Source organism: Pantoea sp. X-Soil-TKNS-1211 (assembly GCF_059730495.1).
Genome location: NZ_AP035954.1, coordinates 425,672 through 443,503 on the forward strand (window position 1 = coordinate 425,672; position 17,832 = coordinate 443,503).

A 17,832-nucleotide genomic window follows, 5' to 3' on the forward strand; every position below is an offset into this window, starting at 1 on the left:
TTTCAACTCACCCAACGATTGCGCCCCTGCTGTTTAGCGCGATACAGCGCTTCATCAGCACGCGCAATCAGCTCGGCTGCGGATCCCCCGCTTGTCGCGCTGGCAATCCCCATACTGACGGTGACATGCGTTGCCACCTCTGACGCAGCATGGCTTAGCGCACGCTGCTGTAACAACTGCTGAATACGTTTAGCAACCGATTCAGCCTGAGCCGCCGTTGCATCCAGCAACATCAACACAAATTCTTCCCCCCCATAGCGCGCCACCAGGTCTTCTGGAGTACGCACCGCCTGCTTCAGTACCGCCGCCACGGCGGCCAGGCATTCGTCACCGGCCTGGTGACCATAGTGGTCGTTATAACGTTTAAAATAATCGACATCGAGCATCACCACGCTAAACAGTCGCTGCTGTGCGATGACCTGGCTGAGATGGTCTTCGAGGGCGCGGCGATTGGCGGTGCCGGTTAACACATCCTGATGGGCCAGTGCATCCAGTCTTGAAATCAGCAGTTGATTTTGTTCATAACGCTGCCACGCCTCGTTGAACCAGCGCAGCAGAATAAAACGACCATAAAACAGGATGAGTGTAAAAATTAGCCAGATAAAGATAAAGCGATGATTAATCCCCTGATTAAGTTGAAAACTGGCGATTGGCAGACCTACCCACAGCGGTAATACAAAGCACAGCAATCCCAGAGGGTAAAAATAGAACGCGGCGATAGCTGTGAGCAGCAAAATCACCCCAATTGGATAAGCAAAGGGAAGCTGCCAGTAAACAACAAAGCAGTAGCAGTTAAATGCCCAAATCACACCGTTCAGCATAAGCAACGCCAGGCTCAACCCTGACAGGTGTTGTTGCCCGCGCCAGGCAGCCAGCGACAGCAGCACTGACACAACGATCACCACATAGCACCCCGTCTCTATGACGGGAATCAGCATCCGATGTGTCATCAGGGCATCATCGAAATGGTCAAACAGCAGACCACGCAGGGCGATCAACAAAGCAAAACTTATATTAACAAAGGCAAACCACGGCAGGCTGTATGACAATGCCTGCCTGACCATAGCATCACGGTCAGGCCAGGCGGTGAAAGGTTCAGGCGAGAGTCGTCGACGTGACATTGGGGATCTGTTCACCAGGCATCCTTAAGATAGATGGAACTGATAAACAGTGTATATTCTGACTGAGATTCAGGTAGTTTTATTCAGGGTAATTTCAGCGTTGTATTCTTTATGCAATCTGCGCGCCTGAATAAATACCGATTTCCAGTACGGATTGTTGAGTGAGGAACGCATCACACCCTGGCTGGCAGAAGCATGGAGGAATTGTTGATCGGTGTCGTAAAAACCCACGTGCAACTCATTTTTTATCCGGAAAAATACCAGATCGCCCGGTTGCATATGGCCAGGTTGTACCCGCTCACCCATTTGAATTAATTCTCGGGTGGTGACGCGTTCCATCGGAATATTGAAACGATCTTTTAATGTCCGCCAGACGAAGCCGGAACAATCCACGCCGGACAATTGCGTGCCGCCCCACTGATAAGGGGTTCCCTGCCAGGAATGCATTTGATCGTGCAGCGCAGCAATCACCGGAATAAGATCGGGTTGTTGCTCAGTTGAATCATTATTAACCTGTTCAGCACGATGGGATGAACATCCCGCGACCGAGAGAAGAATTACAGCGGCCAGCGCTTGGGTGATAGCTGAGGGGTTCATGGCTGAATATGTCGCTCACTCAATAAAGATTCAGGTTTATACCGCAGGACCGATTACCGGAACATCAGAACCCACCGGACTTACACGACCTTACTTTTGACTTACTACAGCTTACACCACAATACCAGGATATTTCCTGCGGTAAATAGTTAAATCTTATTTTGGCGAGATAGTCAGCAGCGGCAGGATGATAATCACCATCCTGCCGGGTAGAAATAAAACTTAGCTCAAATTACTGCTCAATATTTACCGGAAAAGTTGGCGCTGATGCGCTGTGCCAGATAATCCTGCGCCGAAATGGCTGGATATTTTTTCTCCGGACCTTCAATTATCACATCTTCATTCGCCTGACAGAAAAACGCCAGGCTATAACGTGCCGGAACCGAAACACCGGGCAGCGGATTAGCCACGCGATGGAAATTCGACGGTAATTTATCATCGCTCCAGCGCATCAGCATGTCGCCAATATTGCAGGTGATCACGCCTTCCAGCGGGGTGATCGGCGTCCATACCTGGTCTTCCATCTCTTTACCGGGGCACACCTGTAAACCGCCCTGCCCATCGCGCTGGAATAATAGGGTCAGGCAATCGAAATCGGTATGTGCTCCGGCCCGCCACGGACCATCCACCTCGCCGGTGATGGCAAAGTAATGCAACATACGCAGCGTGCTTTGGTAGGTCTGACGCGAAGGTTCATGCGCGTGGGTAAAGAAGTCCTCCGGGAAACCCAGCTTTAGTGCAAAGCAGGAGAGCAGCTGCATCCCCACCGTCCAGCATTGACGTTCGAATTTCATCACTCCAGCGCGAAAGCCCGGCAACGTGCTGTCATCCGGCCACAACCCGTCCATACGCGGCAGTGTGATCTGGTACGACTCTTTATGGTCGGGTTTGCCAGTGGAAGGACGGATCTGCGCCCGGTACTCCCAGCCCGCATTGCGGCTGAGTGGATGGCGTGCCTTGTCACTTTCCGGCAGCGCGAAGAAACGTTCGGCATTGGCAAAGGCGGCGTTGATATCGTCGAGCGGAATACCGTGCCCCGAAACCTGGAAGAAACCAATATCGGTGGCGGCCTGCCACAGTTGGTCGGCAATTTCGTGTTTTCGCTGGTCGAAATCGGTGAGATCGATGATGCGCACTTCGCGCGCCGCTTCACTGCCGCGTGCGCCCATGCGCGATTCTTTGGTGAGTTCATGCATCGCGTAAGCTGTGGTCTTTTCCATTGGTTCACCTCGTTATAAACAGATAACGGATGACCTGAACCGCAACGGACAGGCCATCCCCGCGCCCGTCTGGCGGGCGATCGAGCAATGACCTACCGGGTAATCACCGCGGCTGACAGCTTCTACTCAATTTAAAATCAGGCAATATCTATGCCAAAACCCTGTGTGCTCCTTAACGGCGCGATTTATCGCGTGGTTGTTCAGTATCGCAGTAAAAGACGCGCGATAAATCGCGCCGCTACGGGCATCAGCGCACCGAAATCGTGCAAATCAGCAACCAATGCATCACAAAAAAGCAAAGTCGCGCCAACATCCTCGCGCTGCTATGAGGTTTATTCAATAAATTCATTCGGATAAGCAAGAAACATTGATAATGGCATGGGCTTTGCTAAATCCGATACAGAGTATAAGCGGTGAGTGTGGCGGCTGTGCCATGCAGAACATTGCTCTACAGCTTCGGCTGTACCTCGTCAGGGGACGGTGCTACGCATCGTGAGCAGGTTCATATACCGCACCATCCCCTGATAACAGACACAACGTTTGCTTTGGGGGTTTGTTATGTCAATGTCGTCCTTCCGTTTGTCCCTGTTTGCTGCACTTATCGGCACATCCACCCTCGCCCATGCAGCGGATAAACTGGTCCTGCAAACCACCTGGGTGGCGCAGGCCGAGCAAGGTGGTTATTACCAGGCCGTGGCGACCGGTATCTACAAAAAATATGGCTTAGATGTCGAGGTAAAATCCGGCGGGCCGCAGTTGAATAATATGACGCTGCTACTGGCTAACCGCGCCGATGTCATCGTTAGCTACGATCTTCAGGTGTTGCAGGGCATCCAGCGCAATTTCCCGTTAAAAGCCATTGCTGCGCCGTTCCAGTTCGATCCACAGGGCATCATGACCCATGGCGATGTCAAGGATCTGGCCGGGCTGCAAGGTAAAACCGTGCTGGTATCTGCCAGCGGCCAGGCCAGCTGGTGGCCGTGGCTGAAGGGTAAATATAAGCTCAGCGATGGTCAGGTGCGCCCTTATACCTTCAATATGCAGCCGTTCCTCGCCGATAAAAACACCGCCCAACAAGCCTATGCCACCTCGGAAGTGCAGCAGATCAAAGCCGCGCAGCCGGACAGCAAGTTTTACCTGTTTGCCGATTACGGTTATCCGGCCTATGGCGGCATTCTGGTTACCCGCGACGACCTGTTGCAGCAGAAACCTGACATGCTGAAACGCTTTGTTGCAGCATCGATGGAGGGCTGGAAATCCTACCTCGCCGATCCCACTGCCGGAAACGCGCTGATCAAAAAAGAGAACCCACAAATGACCGATGCCATCCTGGCGTTTGGCGTTGCCCAGATGAAGACGCTGCATCTGATCGACGGCGGCGATGCGGCGAAACAGGGGCTGGGGGTCATGACGCCACAACGCTGGCAAACCACGCGCGACTTTATGGTGAAGGCCGGTTTACTGGATGCCGCCACGCCGTGGCAAAAGGCCTTTACCACCCAGTTCTATCGTCAGGCAGCGATGTAAGGTAGGTAGCAAGATGCTGATCAAGAACTGTCATGCCATTCTCACCAGCAATCGCCAGCAACCCCGCAGCAACGCACGGGATATCCGTATCGACCAGGGTCTGATTCAGGAGATGGGACACCTGACACCACAAGCCGATGAACCGGTGATCGACGCGCGCGACTGTGTGGTCTATCCCGGCTGGGTGAATACTCATCATCATCTGTTTCAGTCGCTGCTGAAGGGCGAACCCCAGGGGTTAAACCACAGCCTCGGTGCCTGGCTGGCGGCGACGCCCTACCGTTTTCGCGGCGCGTTTGATGAACAGACCTTCCGCATTGCGGCACATATCGGCCTGGTGGAGCTGGTGCGATCCGGCTGCACCACTATTGCCGATCACCACTACCTTTACTGGCCGGATATGCCGTTCGATGGTGCGCAAATCCTGTTTGAGGAAGCACAGCGACTTGGCGTGCGTTTTGTCCTGTGTCGGGGTGGTGCGACCCAAATTCGTGGGCTGGAGAGTGACCTGCCCACCGCGCTGCGACCGGAAAAATTCGACACAATGATGGCCGATGTTGAACGTCTGGTGGCGCTATATCATCAGGCGGATGTGTTCGCCATGCGCCAGGTGGTGATGGCCCCCACCACCACGCTGCACTCCACCACGCCACAGGAACTGCGGGAAAGTGCCCGGCTGGCGCGCCAGCTTGGCATTCGGCTGCACAGCCACTTGTCCGAAACTGTGGATTATCTCGATGCTGCCAAAGCAAAATTTGGCATGACGCCTTTGCAGTTCTGCGCCGAACATGAATGGATTGGCCGCGATGTGTGGTTTGCCCATCTGGTCAAGCTGTTGCCGGAAGAGATCGCGCTACTCGGTGCCGCAGGCAGCGGCATCGCCCATTGTCCACAAAGCAATGCCCGCCTCGGTAGCGGCATTGCCGACCTGGTGGCGCTGGAGCAGGCCGGTGTGCAGATCTCGATTGGTGTCGATGGGGCCGCCTCAAACGAAGCCGCTGATATGCAAAGCGAAACCCATGCGGCCTGGCAACTGCAACGCGCGCGCAAAGGGATGCTGGCGCAACCACGCTATGCCGGAGGCAGTTTTGAAGGGGGTGGCGATGCCGCCAGCATCGAAGATGTGGTGCGCTGGGGAACAGGCGGGGGTGCCCAAGTGCTGGGGCTGCACACCGGTGAAATCGCACCGGGTATGGCTGCGGATATCGCTATCTATCAGCTGGACGATCCGCGTTATTTCGGCCTGCACGATATGGCGATCGGACCGATTGCCTGCGGTGGCCGTGCGCGCATCAAGGCGTTGCTCTGCCAGGGCAATATCATCATGCAGGATGATGTCATTCCGGGGGTGGATTTGCGCGAGTTGGGACGGGCCGCTGCCGTGGCGGTAAAAACGCTGCAACAGCGAGCGGGCGTGACAGCGTAACGCTCCCCCCGTCGCGGCGCGACGGGGGGACGGATTACATTCCGGCGATCAACGCCCTGGCTGCGGCACGATGTTTCACCATCAACGCCTCGCTATCCAGTCCGACAATCTCTCCATCTGATACACGCCATCTGCCGCCGACCATCACCTTATCCGCCCGTTCTGCACCACACAGAATCAGCGCCGAAAGCGGATCGTGGCTGCCGCTAAACCGCAGCTCATCCAGCTTAAACAACGCCAGATCAGCCTGTTTCCCCACTGCCAGCTCACCAATATCCCTGCGCCCTAACAAACGCGCTGAACCCGCCGTGGCCCAGCGCAATACCCGCTGTGGCGTGATTTGTTGTGCGCCATAGCGCAGGCGTTGCAGATATAACGCCTGACGGGCCTCATACATCAGGTTCGATGCATCGTTCGAGGCTGAACCATCCACGCCCAACCCCACCGGCGCGCCTGCCGCTTCCAGCTCCACCGTCGGGCAAATTCCCGACGCCAGCCGCATATTTGATACCGGACAATGGCAGATCCCGGTCCCGGCGGCACCGAGGCGTTTGATTTCATCGTCATTAAAATGAATGCCGTGCGCCAGCCAGGTACGATCGCTCAACCAGCCAACGTGCTCCAGATAATCAACGGTGCGCATGCCAAAGGTTTTCTGGCAAAACGCCTCTTCATCCAGCGTTTCGCCAAGATGGGTATGCAGGCGGACATCCTGTTGCTGCGCCTGACGGGCGATTTCTCGCATCAAATCGGTGGTGACGGAGAACGGTGAACAAGGCGCGAGGCCAATCTGAATTTGCGCGCCATCATGGCGCTGATGATAACGCTGAATCAGGCGCAGGCTATCCTGCAAAATGGTATCGGCATCCTGGATGGTGTGCTGCGGCGGCAAACCGCCCTGTTCTTCGCCCAGATTCATCGAACCCCGCGTCAGCAAAGCACGCATGCCCAGTTGTTGCACCACCTCGACCTGCACATCCAGCGATTGTTCCATACCCTGTGGAAACAGATAGTGATGATCGCTGACGGTGGTGCAGCCAGACTGCAACAACTCCGCCATCGCCACCTGACTGGCCAGATGCAACGCCTCCGGGGTTAAACGCGCCCACACCGGATAGAGGGTTTTTAACCACGGAAACAGCGGCTGATTCACCACCGGCAACCATGCGCGAGTCAGGGTTTGATAGAAGTGATGATGGGCGTTGATAAGGCCGGGCAACACCACATGATCACGGGCATCAACCACACTGTCGCAGGGCTGCGACGGTGACGCGCCGAGGGGAAGGATTTCGCTGATACGCGAATCTTCAATCACCAGGCCACCACGACCATCGAGGTGTTCAGGGAGAAATACGGCTAAGGGGTTTTTAATCCAGATACGGGCAGCGCACATGGCTGGCTCCTCTCAGTTAATAAACATAAGGGTTAGCCAGCTCAGTTATTGCCTGTCTGCTGATCCAGGCGCATCGCAATGCGGCACTACTATGCCGCAAAAGCGCTGGCCTGCAAAGGTATCAGGCGTTTTTGTTGCGTAACGGCGATTCCGGCATAAACAATGACAACAAAAACGCCAGCAACATCACACCCGCCGCCATCAGAAATGCGGCATGTATCGCATCACCAAATGCCTGCAAATACAGCGTCTGAACATCGAGCGGCAGATGATGGATGGCTTCCGGGTCGAGGCTACGCGGCAGCTCTGCCCCCTTATCCACCAACTTTGTCAGCCCGGACTTCAACACCTGGCTGAATATCGCGCCAAATAACGCCACGCCAATCGAACCACCCACCGAGCGGAACAGCGTCACTGACGAGGTCGCCACGCCGATGCTATCCGGTGAGACCGTATTCTGCACCGCCAGCACCAGTACCTGCATCACCATCCCCATGCCCATCCCGAGGATGCTGGAGAACAGCCAGATATGCCAGGTAGGATCGTCCAGCTTCAGCGTAGTCATCAGCGCCATGCCAATGGTAGCCAGCAACGTACCGGCGATCGGGAACAGACGATATTTTCCGGTATGGCTGATGATGCGTCCACTCACAATCGACGTCACCAGCAATCCCCCCATCAATGGCAGCAACTGCAACCCAGCGCCGGTCGGTGATGCTCCTTTTACCACCTGTAAATACAGCGGCAGGAAAGTGACGCTGCCAAACAGCGACATACCGACAATAAAGCCGATCAGGCTGGAGAGCAGGAAGCTGCGATTGCGGAACAACGTTAGCGGGATAATTGGCTCCCAGGCACGACGCTCTTCGTAGACAAAACCAATCAGCCCCACCACACCAAAGGCGAGAATGCACCACAACTGCGGATCAGACCAGGCATGCACCGAGCCACCTTCGCTGGTGAATAGCGTGATGCCAACCAGCGCCAGGCAGAGGAAAAATGCACCGGGATAGTCGATTTCATGGGCTTTGCGTTTACTGTCGGTTTTAAATACGGCATTGATCACCAACAGCGCAAACAGGCCAAGCGGCAGATTGATATAGAAGATCCAACGCCAGGAGGCGTGCTGCACAATAAAGCCCCCCAACAGCGGCCCCACCACCGTTGCCAGACCAAACACGCCGCCAAACAGGCCCTGATATTTACCACGATCGGCCGGTGGAATCACATCGGCCACAGCCGCCATGCTCACCACCATCAGCCCGCCCCCGCCCAATCCTTGCAAGGCGCGGGTGAAAATCAGCTGTTCCATGTTTTGTGCCAGCCCACACAGCGCGGAGCCGATCAGGAACAGGATCACTGAGATTTGTAGCACCCGCTTACGGCCAAACAGGTCGCCAAATTTACCATATAGCGGTACAACAAGGGTTGAGGCCAGCATATACGCCGTTACGATCCACGACAGACGATCCAGCCCGCCCAGCTCACCAACAATGGTCGGTAACGCTGTGGAAACAATGGTTTGGTCCAGGGCAGACAGCAACATCACCAGCAGCAATGCGCCCAGCAGCCAGCCAAAAGACTGACGCGGCGCATCGGCGCTGGTGACATTCTGTGCCAGAGATTCGGATTTCATAGAGACACCAGATTGAAATTAATTAAATACACAATTAATATTATTCAAAGTCTGACAGGAAACAAGTGAGCACGCAAAAATGACCGCACAGAAAGTCCCTTCTGAGGGAAAATCAGCAAAATCCGAACCCCGTCGTCCCGGTCGGCCACGTGGTGGCGCGATCAACGCGCAACAGCGCGAACATCTGCTGGATATCACCCTGTCGCTATACGCGGAACACGGTATTGCGGAGACATCCCTGAACGCCATTGCGCGTAAGGCAGGCGTCAGTCCGGCGATGCTGAATTATTATTTCAAGTCGCGGGAAGCCTTGCTGGATGTGGTGGTTGAGGAACGTTTTTTGCCGCTGCGCCAGCGTCTGGTGGCGCATTTTGTCAATGAGCCACGTGACCCTGTCACTACCTTTAGCGCCTTTATCCGCGAGATTGCTGATATTATCGCCACCCATCATTGGTTTGGACCACTGTGGATGCAGGAAGTGACTGAAGGCCAGGGCGGTTTAGGCCAGCATATTAAACACCGTTTCGGTCATGCCGAGCGCGATAAGGTGAAAAGCCTGATTGAGGGCTGGCAGCAACAGGGATTGCTGAATCCGGATCTGGAGCCACAACTGTTGATGACGTCAATTCTCAGTATGGTGCTGGTGCCCTTTACGCGCTTTGCCGACGATCCGGCGTTCAACCGTGAAAAGATTGTCGCACATACGCTGAGTCTGTTTTGCAACGGGATCAAGCCGGCGTCGTGAATCACCCCGTCTGCGTTAAGCCCGAAGTGAGTTCAATTAACAATTCCCGCACTGCCGCTGCCGGTTCGGACAGTGGGGTGCGTTCCGAGACGCACAATGACAACGTCTGGCTGATGGCCGGGCCACTGATGGCACGCATGATCACATCGCGTGACTCCGACTGCATTCGCTCGGCAATTGTCTTCGGCATGATGGTGCAGCCAAGTCCGGCCTCCACCGCATGGGTAATGCTTTTTACCGCTTCCAGCTCACCCACAATATTGATGCTTTGCTGGTGCACGCTAAACGCTTCATCAATCGCCCGGCGTACAAAGTTATAGGCAGGAGGCAGCAGCATCGGCAGTGCGCCAAGCTGGCTGACCTGCAACGGACCACCATCATCATCGAAGTCAAAATCAGCGTGGGCGACAAAATAGAAGGACTCTTCCAACAGTGGCTCGTAATGCAGCCCTTTGATGCCGCCGCAACCATGCAGCAACGCCATCTCCAGTCGCCCATTCGCCACCAACTCGCTATAAGCCTGGCCGACGCTCTCCACCAGATGCAGCAGAATACCCGGATGGCGCTGGCGCATCTCACTGAGCAATGACATCGCCAGCGTGGAGGCGGCACTGAATGGGGCCAGCCCGACCGATACGCGTCCCGACAATGATTGTCCGGCGCTCAACACGTCCACCTCTGCCTGCGCAAACTGACGCAGCATAGCGTTGGCATAGCCGTACAACACTTTGCCCGCTTCGGTAGGCATCACCCCCTGTTGGCTGCGAATCAACAATTGCCGTTTAAAGTGATCCTCCAGTGCCACCAGTTGCTGGCTGAGGGCCGGTTGTGCAATATGCAACGCATCCGCCGCACGGGTGATGCTGCCCATATCGACAATCGTAATGAAGGACTTCAGACGCCGTATATTCATCTTGTTATCATCGCTGGTTAACGCCTGCGCTGTTATTTTCATGACTATATCGACTTTATATTCCTGCCGGTAAGAAGGAATGCCTTTCGCCAGATAGGCATTTTATATGAGCATCCATGATTAAAGGCTTCAGATAGCAATAAGTAAATACTATCCAGCCAAAACAAAATTATCTTATCGGGAACGTTATTCCTCACCCTATGGCAGTGGCGAATTTAGCACGTTTCGTTAACGTGCTTTACAGATGATTAAACCACAAAATAATAATTATCCCCCTACCCTCATCATCTGTCTTCATTGGTAAACCCTGTGTGTGCGCTTCACCGCTGGCAGGCTGCCAGCGGCGCTTTTCCCGAATTTACTTTCATCGCTAATTATCAGATTACCGTGATGAATTAACCGGGGTGATATCCCAATAAGATGACAAATGCAAAAAACGAGGAATAAATGATGAAGCTTTCGATTAAATCCTGCATCGCCAGCGCCCTGTTAATCTCTGGAGTGGGTCACGCGGCAGAAATTTATAATAAGGATGTCAACAAACTTGATCTGTACGGCAAGGTTCAGGGTGAAAATTATATTTCCAACAACGACAGTCTGGATGGCGATCAATCCTATATGCGTTTTGGTTTTACGAATATCCATAGACGGAGTTCCGTGCTCATTTACATAACGGATGTTGTTATAGCAGAGCGGTCCGTCGCACAGGACATAGGGAAGTTAGTTGGGGTTATAAGCAAAAAGTGCCAGTCGCACTTATCCCCTTTCGGGGATAAACGCAGCATTATCCCTTAAAGGGGATAATTTTGACTTTACCCTCTATAAGGGATAAATTAATCATTATCCCGAGCAAGGGATAACTCGTTATTTGCGCGATCTTGCCCTGCATCCTGTGAGGATTTGCGATGATTTATAGCCCAAGACAGCTTGCTAATCATGTCCGGTTGATTCGACAGAAAAATCAGTGGACACAGACGCAACTCGCCAAAAAAGTGGGGCTGAAACAAGCCACGATCTCCCATTTTGAAAACAATCCCGACCTGACCACTCTGGCGACGCTGTTTAAGATCCTGCAGTCCCTTGAACTCAAGCTGGATATTCACGAGAAGCTGGAAGCAAACGAGACCCCGGCAAGTTACGATCAGGAGAATGACTGGTGAAGCAGGAGTTGGTGGCGTGGATGAATGGTGAACGCGTCGGTGTGTTTACCCGGCAAAGCAATGGTGCCCATACTTTCCAGTATGCCGGGAGTTGGCTGAATAACCGGCTGGCGCGTCCGCTCTCTCTGTCCTTGCCTCTGCAATTACCTGCCCTCACTTCAGAAAGCGTGATCAACTATTTTGATAATCTGTTGCCTGATAGCCCCCTTATCCGCGACCGTATCGTGGCACGTTATCGGGCAAAGTCGCGGCAACCTTTTGACCTGTTACGCGAGGTTGGTAAGGACAGTGTGGGAGCTGTGATGTTACTCCCCACAGACAGTGTTCCTGCGGGGCAGGGTTTGCAGTATGAAACGCTTAATCAAGAGAAACTGATCCGCGTCTTATCTGCTTACCAGGCGGATATACCGCTCGGCATGATCCGGGATGTAGAAGACTTTCGCATTTCGGTAGCAGGTGCCCAGGAAAAAACGGCATTACTGAAAACCGCCGCAGGCTGGAGTATTCCACACGGCGCCACCCCCACCTCACATATCATCAAATTGCCGATTGGCGAGATCAAACAACCTTTTGCCACGCTGGATATGCGCGAAAGCGTTGAGAATGAATATGCCTGCCTGGCACTCGCCCGTGCACTCGGCTTCAGCGTGCCTACGGCCACAATTATCCATGCCGGTGATATTCGAGCCTTAGCGGTAGAGCGGTTTGACCGCCGCTGGAATGCCAGTAATACACAACTTCTGCGCTTGCCGCAGGAAGATATATGCCAGACATTTGGACTGCCTTCTGCGCTGAAATATGAATCTGATGGTGGCCCGGGCATTGCAGATATCATGGCGTTCCTGATGGGATCGAGCCAGGCATTGGAAGATCGTGATGCATTTATGAAATTTCAGGTATTCCAATGGCTGATTGGTGCCACCGACGGACATGCGAAAAACTTCTCAGTATTTATTGAGCGAGGGGGCAGCTATCGGCTGACACCTTTCTATGATGTCATCTCGGCCTACCCTGTGTTGGGTGGAGTCGGATTGAACATTCGTGATCTGAAACTGGCGATGGGACTGAAAGCCACGAAAGGTAAAAAGATGGAGATTGAGAAAATATACCCACGGCATTTTATGGCAACGGCTAAGGCAGTAAATTTTGACCAGAACCGCATGGTGGAAATTATTGATTTCTTTATTGCGCAATTCCCAGACGCCATCCACCAGGTCGAACGTATGTTACCGGCTAATTTCCCGCCCCGTATCACCGATGCGCTGTTTTCCCATAGCCTGCGGATGTTGGCGCGATTGCAGCAATAGATTCTCTGTCAATAACCACGCTTATTTCTCCGTTCGGTCCACCATCAACGCGTTTTATATCGGCGATTTTTTCAATAAATTGACGCCACAGTAAAAAATTTTCCCCTGACCGAAACTTTCCCCGCAATACCAGCGAACTGATTAACAGCGTCACATAACCGGAACACCCTCAACCCCGCAGGAGCAGATAATGAAACGCATGAAAAACCTCGTTTGTACCCTGACTATGGCTGCCGCGTTGGGCCTGTCCACCACAGCATTCGCCGCGCTGCCGGTCGGTGCCAAAGCCCCGAATTTTGAACTGCAAGGTGCGCTGGCGGGTAAACCGCTGACCTTCTCGCTGCAACAGGCATTGCAGAAAGGTCCGGTGGTGCTTTACTTCTTCCCGGCGGCATTCAGCAAGGGGTGTACTCTCGAAGCCCATGATTTTGCTGAAGCTACCGATAGCTTCAAGAAAATGGGCGCAACGGTGGTGGGTGTCACCGCCGGGAACACCGACCAGGTGAGCGACTTCTCCAAACTTGAATGCCGCGATAAGTTCACGGTAGCGGCCGATCCGGGTGCCAAAGTGGCGGCGGAATATCAGACCACCATGCAGATGAAAGGCAAAACCCTGTCCGACCGTACTTCCTACGTGATCGCGCCAAATGGCGACATTTTACTGAGTTATACTGACAGAAACCCCGATACCCATATCGAGAAAGCCCTTGCAGCCGTGAAGCAGTACAGCGACGCCCATCCGCAAACCGCGACTCACTAACCGACGAGGCCAGCGATGTTAACCGCGATGCTGGCCGCCTTTATTGGCGGCATCATTCTTAACTTTATGCCCTGCGTTTTTCCGGTGGTTTCACTGAAAGCGCTGGGCCTGTTACGCCATACTGATAACAGCGCCAGCGCACGCCGTGAAGGGCTGGCGTTTTTGCTCGGTGTGGTCGTGACCATGATGGCGCTGGCCGGTATCCTGCTGGCGGCACGTGCCGGAGGTGCGGCGGTGGGCTGGGGTTTCCAGCTGCAATCGCCGCTGGTGATCGCCCTGCTGGCGTTGGTGATTCTTGCGGCAGCCCTTAATCTGTTGGGTGTGTTTGAAGTGGGCCTGTCGGTGCAGCAGGTCGGCGCGATCGATATTGGACGCGGTGCTTATGTGCGTTCTGCCCTGACCGGGGCGCTGGCAATTATCGTCGCCACTCCCTGTGCCGCGCCGTTTATGGCCAGTGCCATAGGTTATGCGCTGGTGCAACCACCTGGCGTGGCGCTGGTGATCTTTTTTGCGCTGGCGTTGGGTTTTGCCGCCCCCTTTACCCTGGTATCGTTGTTTCCGGCGCTGGCAAAACTCCTGCCGCGCCCCGGCGCATGGATGGATATTCTGAAACGCGGCCTCGCCTTCCCGATGTTTGGCGCTTACGCCTGGCTGGTGTGGATTCTGGCGCAGCAAGCGGGCAGTGGCGCGCTGGCGACCTTACTCGCCGGTTCGGTGGTGTTAAGCTTCGCTGGATGGTTATACGGCATGGCGCAGAAACGCCGTTTTGCCGGGAAAGGTCACAAAGTCCTGTTTGCCGTCACCGCCGTGCTGGTGATCGCGGTGCTGGCCCCACTACCAGGGATGATTAAGCCGGGTGCCGGATTGCCCGGTGATGAGGTTGCCACTACCCTCACCAAAGAAAAATGGACACCGCAAACCCTCGCCGAACAGCGCGGGCACGGCAAAGCCATTTTTGTCGATTTCACCGCCTCCTGGTGTATAACCTGTCAGGTTAACGAGAAAACCTCGCTTTCAACCCAGGCAGTGAAAGAGGCGCTGGCGAAAACCGGCACGGTCTACATGGTGGCGGATTCCACCAAATTTAACCCCGATGTTGATGACGCACTCGGTGAGTTTGGTCAGGGCGGTCTACCAATGTACCTGGTGTACCCGGCCAATGGTGGACCACCCAAAGTGCTGCCGCAGGTGCTTACCCCCGGCATTGTGGTTGATGCGCTAACTCAGGCGGCGAACAAAAAAGCCTGACCCAACAAGGCGGAATATGGATACAAGCGATACCGGACGCGATAGCTGGCCTGCTCTGATGGAACGGGCGCAGGCAGGCGACCAGTCGGCATATACGCGACTGCTGAAAGCGTTGGTGCCGGTGATTCGTTCGCAGGTACGAAAACAGCTCGCTGACGACGCGCTGATCGAAGACGTGATTCAGGATGTGCTGCTGACAGTGCATCGGGTACGTCATACCTACGATCCTGCGTATCCGTTCTTACCCTGGCTGATGGCGATCATTTCGGCACGCGCGGTGGATGCCTTGCGTCGGCGTGGACGCCATCAGCGCTGGGAAGTGACCGAGGATCATCTGGCTGAAACACCTGCACCGGCAGAACCGCCACGGCAGGATTCGCAGGATGAGCTGGCAGGCTATCTGCGTCAGCTGCCTTCACGCCAGCGGGAGATTGTTGAACATGTCCATTTACGCGAAATGAGCCTGATGGAAGCGGCTGCACATAACAACCTGAGCGTCGCCGCAGTAAAATCGCTTCTGCATCGCGCGCTGACCAATTTACGCCGCTTTGGAGCACATCATGACTGATCACAACCTGTTAATTGAAAAACTCAGCCGGACCGCGCAGCCGGTGAAGCGTCCGTTACCCACCGGATGGCGGGTAACGACATGGCTGGCAGCGGCCTTGCCGTGCGGTGTGCTCGCCAGCCTGCTGGTGCAACGCAGCCTGACTGACTGGTCACAACCCGGATCACACTGGGCGATGGTGCAACTGGCGCTGGCGTTTCTGCTTGGCATCCTGGCGATTCGCAACGCCTTTACCATGAGTATCGCCGGACGTCGCAGCCTTGGCTGGAAAGCGTTGCTGCCGCTGGGTTTGCTGTGGCTGGCGCTCAGTATCCTCAGTATTCCGCGTGTTGAACCGCCGCTGCATGTGGGTGATGGCACCAACTGTTACACCTTTTTGCTGGTGGTCAGCACACCGATGATGGTGATGATGATTGCCAGCCTGCGCCGTACCCGGGCACTGCATCCGGTGCGCAGCCTGGCCATGGCCGGTTTCGGTGTTGCCTGCATGGCGGTGACGCTGTTGGCGTTTTGTCACCCGGTGCATCTGCATCAGCTGGATTTTTTTATGCATCTGGCGGCGATTGTCAGCATCGTGGCCCTGACGGTACTGTTGGGCAAGCGCTGGGTCGCAATACGGTAATGTTGGAGAGCGGGTGCATTGAGGCCAGCCGCAACACCCTAAAGAGTTGGCGGGGATCGCTCCCCGCCGGGTCTCTTACTTGACAGATTCGCAGGCTGTGAAGACAGCGACCTCCGTATCGCCAGTTCGGATGCGGACCTCACAGAGGTCTTTCCTCAAAACCAGCACCGCCATTACAACGGCGGTACAGATAACGATCAGGGCGACAATCCGCGCCATATGCTGCTTCATAGCCTACTTCTCCTTGACCCGAAGGTCCGTAAGAGGCTACTCTAATTGCGTGTGGCATTAGATGTGGCCTCAGTTTAATGTGAGACGTCCGGCTAGACGTCCCATGTTAACTGGGGCTTTTCTCTTTCTGCCGTTGGCAAATGCTTAAGGCAGAAAGCCTCAAGCACCCGCCGCGATTCTAATCCAACCGTCTGACTTATCCTAAATTTTTAGCCATTCCGTTGCGCCAGCCCGCTCCTTTTTCTCCATTATGCGATCCGTGACAACTTCTGTTGTAACGTTACGGAATCACCCGCTCCGCTTTGAGCTTTTCGAACAACTCGATAAACGCATCCAGCGTACTGCGATAGCCTATAAACCCTGCTTTGCGGCTCTTGCTCATATCGGTGAAGGCTTCCATCGGACGACCTAAATCAGCATCGGTGTGCCACCAGGAGGCCAGCTTATTGATATCTGCCTCACGTAATCCGTCGCGCTGGGCAATTTCGCACCATGCGTCAGTCGCTGCCTGCATGCGCCCTTCCAGCGGCATCATCTGTGCTGGATAGTCGGCGGCTTCAATACCAAAGTACGCTGCCAGACGCGGCCACAGCCAGTTCCAGCGGAATACATCGCCGTTTACCGCGTTGAAATCCTGATTGGCTGCCGCCGGAGAGGTCGCCGCCCACAGCAGCTGCTCGGCCAGCAATCCGGCATCGGTGACATCCGACACTCCGTTCCACTGTTGCGTGGAGCCGGGAAAAATAAATGGCCAGCCCTTTTCACGACACAAGGTGGCATATACCGCCAGCGTCTGGCCCATATTCATCGCGTTGCCGAGGGCATAACCGATAATGGTATGAGGACGATGCACGCTCCAGCGATAACCATATTGCTCCGCACCGACAAAGATTTCATCTTCCTGCGCGTAATAGAAATTATCGACTGGCTGACGTCCCTGCTCCTCACGGAACGGTGTCACCGGCACCGCCCCTTTGCCGTAGGCTTCAAAAGGCCCGAGATAATGTTTCAGCCCGGTGACCAGTGCCACATGCGCGCCCTGCAACCGCTCGCCCAACGCCTCAATGACGTTACGCACCATGCCACCGTTAACGCGAATGTTCTCTTTCTCATTGGCCTGCCGCGCCCAGACGCTGAAGAACACCGCATCCGGTTTCACCCCAGCCAATGCCTGACGTACCGCTGCCGCATCGGTGAGATCGGCAGTCAGGCTGCGACATCCTCGCGGCACCGCGCCACGTCCACGTGACAAACCGGTCACCTGCCAACCTTCGCTTAACAGCTTTTCCGCCAGTGCACGGCCAATCACGCCGCTGATGCCGACAATTAACGCCTGCTTTTGCATTTCAATTCTCCTC

General features: G+C 54.8%; 17 protein-coding genes and 1 pseudogene. 10 read left to right on the plus strand and 8 right to left on the minus strand.

Going from position 1 to position 17,832, the window contains the following annotated elements:
* Positions 1–2 precede the first annotated feature (2 nt).
* The 3 genes from AC6I8W_RS22355 to AC6I8W_RS22365 all read right to left on the minus strand — a co-directional run bounded on the left by AC6I8W_RS22355 (position 3) and on the right by AC6I8W_RS22365 (position 2,938).
* The gene (locus tag AC6I8W_RS22355; protein ID WP_497838795.1) at positions 3–1,064 is read right to left on the minus strand and encodes a GGDEF domain-containing protein; all 1,062 of its coding nucleotides are present in this window, start codon (positions 1,062–1,064) and stop codon (positions 3–5) included.
* A gap of 126 nt (positions 1,065–1,190) precedes the next feature.
* A complete protein-coding gene (locus AC6I8W_RS22360; RefSeq protein WP_497838319.1) occupies positions 1,191–1,718 on the minus strand; it encodes a C40 family peptidase in 528 nt (175 codons plus the stop codon).
* 239 nt (positions 1,719–1,957) lie between these two features.
* Positions 1,958–2,938, minus strand: a complete 981-nt coding sequence (locus AC6I8W_RS22365; protein ID WP_497838320.1) for an isopenicillin N synthase family dioxygenase — start codon at positions 2,936–2,938, stop codon at positions 1,958–1,960.
* Between the two features lie 564 nt (positions 2,939–3,502).
* On the opposite strand from AC6I8W_RS22365, the gene AC6I8W_RS22370 reads away from it, so the two are divergent.
* Both AC6I8W_RS22370 and AC6I8W_RS22375 read left to right on the plus strand, forming a co-directional pair.
* Entirely contained in the window at positions 3,503–4,465 is a 963-nt protein-coding gene (locus AC6I8W_RS22370) for an ABC transporter substrate-binding protein (protein ID WP_497838796.1), read from the plus strand.
* Positions 4,466–4,478: 13 nt separating this feature from the next.
* The gene (locus AC6I8W_RS22375) at positions 4,479–5,891 is read left to right on the plus strand and encodes an amidohydrolase family protein (protein WP_497838321.1); all 1,413 of its coding nucleotides are present in this window, start codon (positions 4,479–4,481) and stop codon (positions 5,889–5,891) included.
* A gap of 34 nt (positions 5,892–5,925) precedes the next feature.
* Here AC6I8W_RS22375 and AC6I8W_RS22380 read toward each other — a convergent pair whose 3' ends face one another.
* Together AC6I8W_RS22380 and AC6I8W_RS22385 are read right to left on the minus strand one after the other, a co-directional pair.
* Positions 5,926–7,284, minus strand: coding sequence for an 8-oxoguanine deaminase (locus AC6I8W_RS22380; RefSeq protein WP_497838322.1), 1,359 nt, complete (start codon positions 7,282–7,284; stop codon positions 5,926–5,928).
* Between the two features lie 121 nt (positions 7,285–7,405).
* Positions 7,406–8,920 carry an MDR family MFS transporter gene (locus tag AC6I8W_RS22385; RefSeq protein WP_497838323.1) on the minus strand — a complete coding sequence of 505 codons (1,515 nt, stop codon included), beginning with the start codon at positions 8,918–8,920 and terminating at the stop codon, positions 7,406–7,408.
* A 79-nt stretch (positions 8,921–8,999) separates the two neighbouring features.
* Here AC6I8W_RS22385 and AC6I8W_RS22390 point away from each other — a divergent pair, with 79 nt between their 5' ends.
* Positions 9,000–9,665, plus strand: coding sequence for a TetR/AcrR family transcriptional regulator (locus AC6I8W_RS22390; protein ID WP_497838324.1), 666 nt, complete (start codon positions 9,000–9,002; stop codon positions 9,663–9,665).
* A gap of 1 nt (position 9,666) precedes the next feature.
* Here AC6I8W_RS22390 and nac read toward each other — a convergent pair whose 3' ends face one another.
* On the minus strand, positions 9,667–10,578 hold the full coding sequence (gene nac / locus AC6I8W_RS22395; protein ID WP_497838797.1) for a nitrogen assimilation transcriptional regulator NAC: 912 nt from the start codon (positions 10,576–10,578) through the stop codon (positions 9,667–9,669).
* Between the two features lie 450 nt (positions 10,579–11,028).
* Here nac and AC6I8W_RS22400 point away from each other — a divergent pair.
* The 7 genes and pseudogenes from AC6I8W_RS22400 to AC6I8W_RS22430 form a co-directional block, all read left to right on the plus strand.
* A pseudogene (locus tag AC6I8W_RS22400) lies at positions 11,029–11,208 on the plus strand (porin); the annotation flags it as partial.
* Positions 11,209–11,483: 275 nt separating this feature from the next.
* The gene (gene hipB, locus AC6I8W_RS22405; RefSeq protein WP_497838325.1) at positions 11,484–11,738 is read left to right on the plus strand and encodes a type II toxin-antitoxin system antitoxin HipB; all 255 of its coding nucleotides are present in this window, start codon (positions 11,484–11,486) and stop codon (positions 11,736–11,738) included.
* Positions 11,739–11,758: 20 nt separating this feature from the next.
* On the plus strand, positions 11,759–13,045 hold the full coding sequence (locus AC6I8W_RS22410) for a type II toxin-antitoxin system HipA family toxin (protein ID WP_497838798.1): 1,287 nt from the start codon (positions 11,759–11,761) through the stop codon (positions 13,043–13,045).
* A 190-nt stretch (positions 13,046–13,235) separates the two neighbouring features.
* Positions 13,236–13,805 (plus strand): peroxiredoxin, encoded by a 570-nt coding sequence (locus tag AC6I8W_RS22415; protein WP_497838326.1) that lies wholly within the window; start codon positions 13,236–13,238, stop codon positions 13,803–13,805.
* Between the two features lie 15 nt (positions 13,806–13,820).
* The gene (locus tag AC6I8W_RS22420; protein WP_497838327.1) at positions 13,821–15,053 is read left to right on the plus strand and encodes a protein-disulfide reductase DsbD family protein; all 1,233 of its coding nucleotides are present in this window, start codon (positions 13,821–13,823) and stop codon (positions 15,051–15,053) included.
* Positions 15,054–15,069: 16 nt separating this feature from the next.
* The gene (locus AC6I8W_RS22425; RefSeq protein WP_497838328.1) at positions 15,070–15,621 is read left to right on the plus strand and encodes a sigma-70 family RNA polymerase sigma factor; all 552 of its coding nucleotides are present in this window, start codon (positions 15,070–15,072) and stop codon (positions 15,619–15,621) included.
* Positions 15,614–16,243: an NrsF family protein gene (locus AC6I8W_RS22430; RefSeq protein ID WP_497838329.1), complete on the plus strand. Its 630-nt coding sequence runs from the start codon at positions 15,614–15,616 to the stop codon at positions 16,241–16,243. The genes AC6I8W_RS22425 and AC6I8W_RS22430 overlap by 8 nt, the downstream gene beginning before the upstream one ends.
* 75 nt (positions 16,244–16,318) lie before the next feature.
* Here the strand turns inward: AC6I8W_RS22430 and AC6I8W_RS22435 are convergent, their stop codons facing one another.
* Together AC6I8W_RS22435 and AC6I8W_RS22440 are read right to left on the minus strand one after the other, a co-directional pair.
* Complete coding sequence (locus AC6I8W_RS22435; RefSeq protein ID WP_013511466.1) at positions 16,319–16,474, minus strand: Hok/Gef family protein; 156 nt, start codon at positions 16,472–16,474, stop codon at positions 16,319–16,321.
* A gap of 280 nt (positions 16,475–16,754) precedes the next feature.
* Positions 16,755–17,819: an SDR family oxidoreductase gene (locus AC6I8W_RS22440; RefSeq protein WP_497838330.1), complete on the minus strand. Its 1,065-nt coding sequence runs from the start codon at positions 17,817–17,819 to the stop codon at positions 16,755–16,757.
* Positions 17,820–17,832: the final 13 nt, after the last annotated feature.

Excerpts from the sequence above, each read along its gene's own strand:
- AC6I8W_RS22430 (WP_497838329.1), top strand. The coding sequence starts at position 15,614 with ATGACTGATCACAACCTGTTAATTGAAAAACTCAGCCGGACCGCGCAG.
- AC6I8W_RS22380 (WP_497838322.1), bottom strand. The coding sequence starts at position 7,284 with ATGTGCGCTGCCCGTATCTGGATTAAAAACCCCTTAGCCGTATTTCTC.
- AC6I8W_RS22425 (WP_497838328.1), top strand. The coding sequence starts at position 15,070 with ATGGATACAAGCGATACCGGACGCGATAGCTGGCCTGCTCTGATGGAA.
- AC6I8W_RS22365 (WP_497838320.1), bottom strand. The coding sequence starts at position 2,938 with ATGGAAAAGACCACAGCTTACGCGATGCATGAACTCACCAAAGAATCG.
- AC6I8W_RS22440 (WP_497838330.1), bottom strand. The coding sequence starts at position 17,819 with ATGCAAAAGCAGGCGTTAATTGTCGGCATCAGCGGCGTGATTGGCCGT.
- AC6I8W_RS22370 (WP_497838796.1), top strand. The coding sequence starts at position 3,503 with ATGTCGTCCTTCCGTTTGTCCCTGTTTGCTGCACTTATCGGCACATCC.
- nac (WP_497838797.1), bottom strand. The coding sequence starts at position 10,578 with ATGAATATACGGCGTCTGAAGTCCTTCATTACGATTGTCGATATGGGC.
- AC6I8W_RS22375 (WP_497838321.1), top strand. The coding sequence starts at position 4,479 with ATGCTGATCAAGAACTGTCATGCCATTCTCACCAGCAATCGCCAGCAA.
- AC6I8W_RS22385 (WP_497838323.1), bottom strand. The coding sequence starts at position 8,920 with ATGAAATCCGAATCTCTGGCACAGAATGTCACCAGCGCCGATGCGCCG.
- AC6I8W_RS22435 (WP_013511466.1), bottom strand. The coding sequence starts at position 16,474 with ATGAAGCAGCATATGGCGCGGATTGTCGCCCTGATCGTTATCTGTACC.
- AC6I8W_RS22355 (WP_497838795.1), bottom strand. The coding sequence starts at position 1,064 with ATGGTCAGGCAGGCATTGTCATACAGCCTGCCGTGGTTTGCCTTTGTT.
- hipB (WP_497838325.1), top strand. The coding sequence starts at position 11,484 with ATGATTTATAGCCCAAGACAGCTTGCTAATCATGTCCGGTTGATTCGA.
- AC6I8W_RS22390 (WP_497838324.1), top strand. The coding sequence starts at position 9,000 with ATGACCGCACAGAAAGTCCCTTCTGAGGGAAAATCAGCAAAATCCGAA.
- AC6I8W_RS22410 (WP_497838798.1), top strand. The coding sequence starts at position 11,759 with ATGAATGGTGAACGCGTCGGTGTGTTTACCCGGCAAAGCAATGGTGCC.
- AC6I8W_RS22415 (WP_497838326.1), top strand. The coding sequence starts at position 13,236 with ATGAAACGCATGAAAAACCTCGTTTGTACCCTGACTATGGCTGCCGCG.
- AC6I8W_RS22420 (WP_497838327.1), top strand. The coding sequence starts at position 13,821 with ATGTTAACCGCGATGCTGGCCGCCTTTATTGGCGGCATCATTCTTAAC.
- AC6I8W_RS22360 (WP_497838319.1), bottom strand. The coding sequence starts at position 1,718 with ATGAACCCCTCAGCTATCACCCAAGCGCTGGCCGCTGTAATTCTTCTC.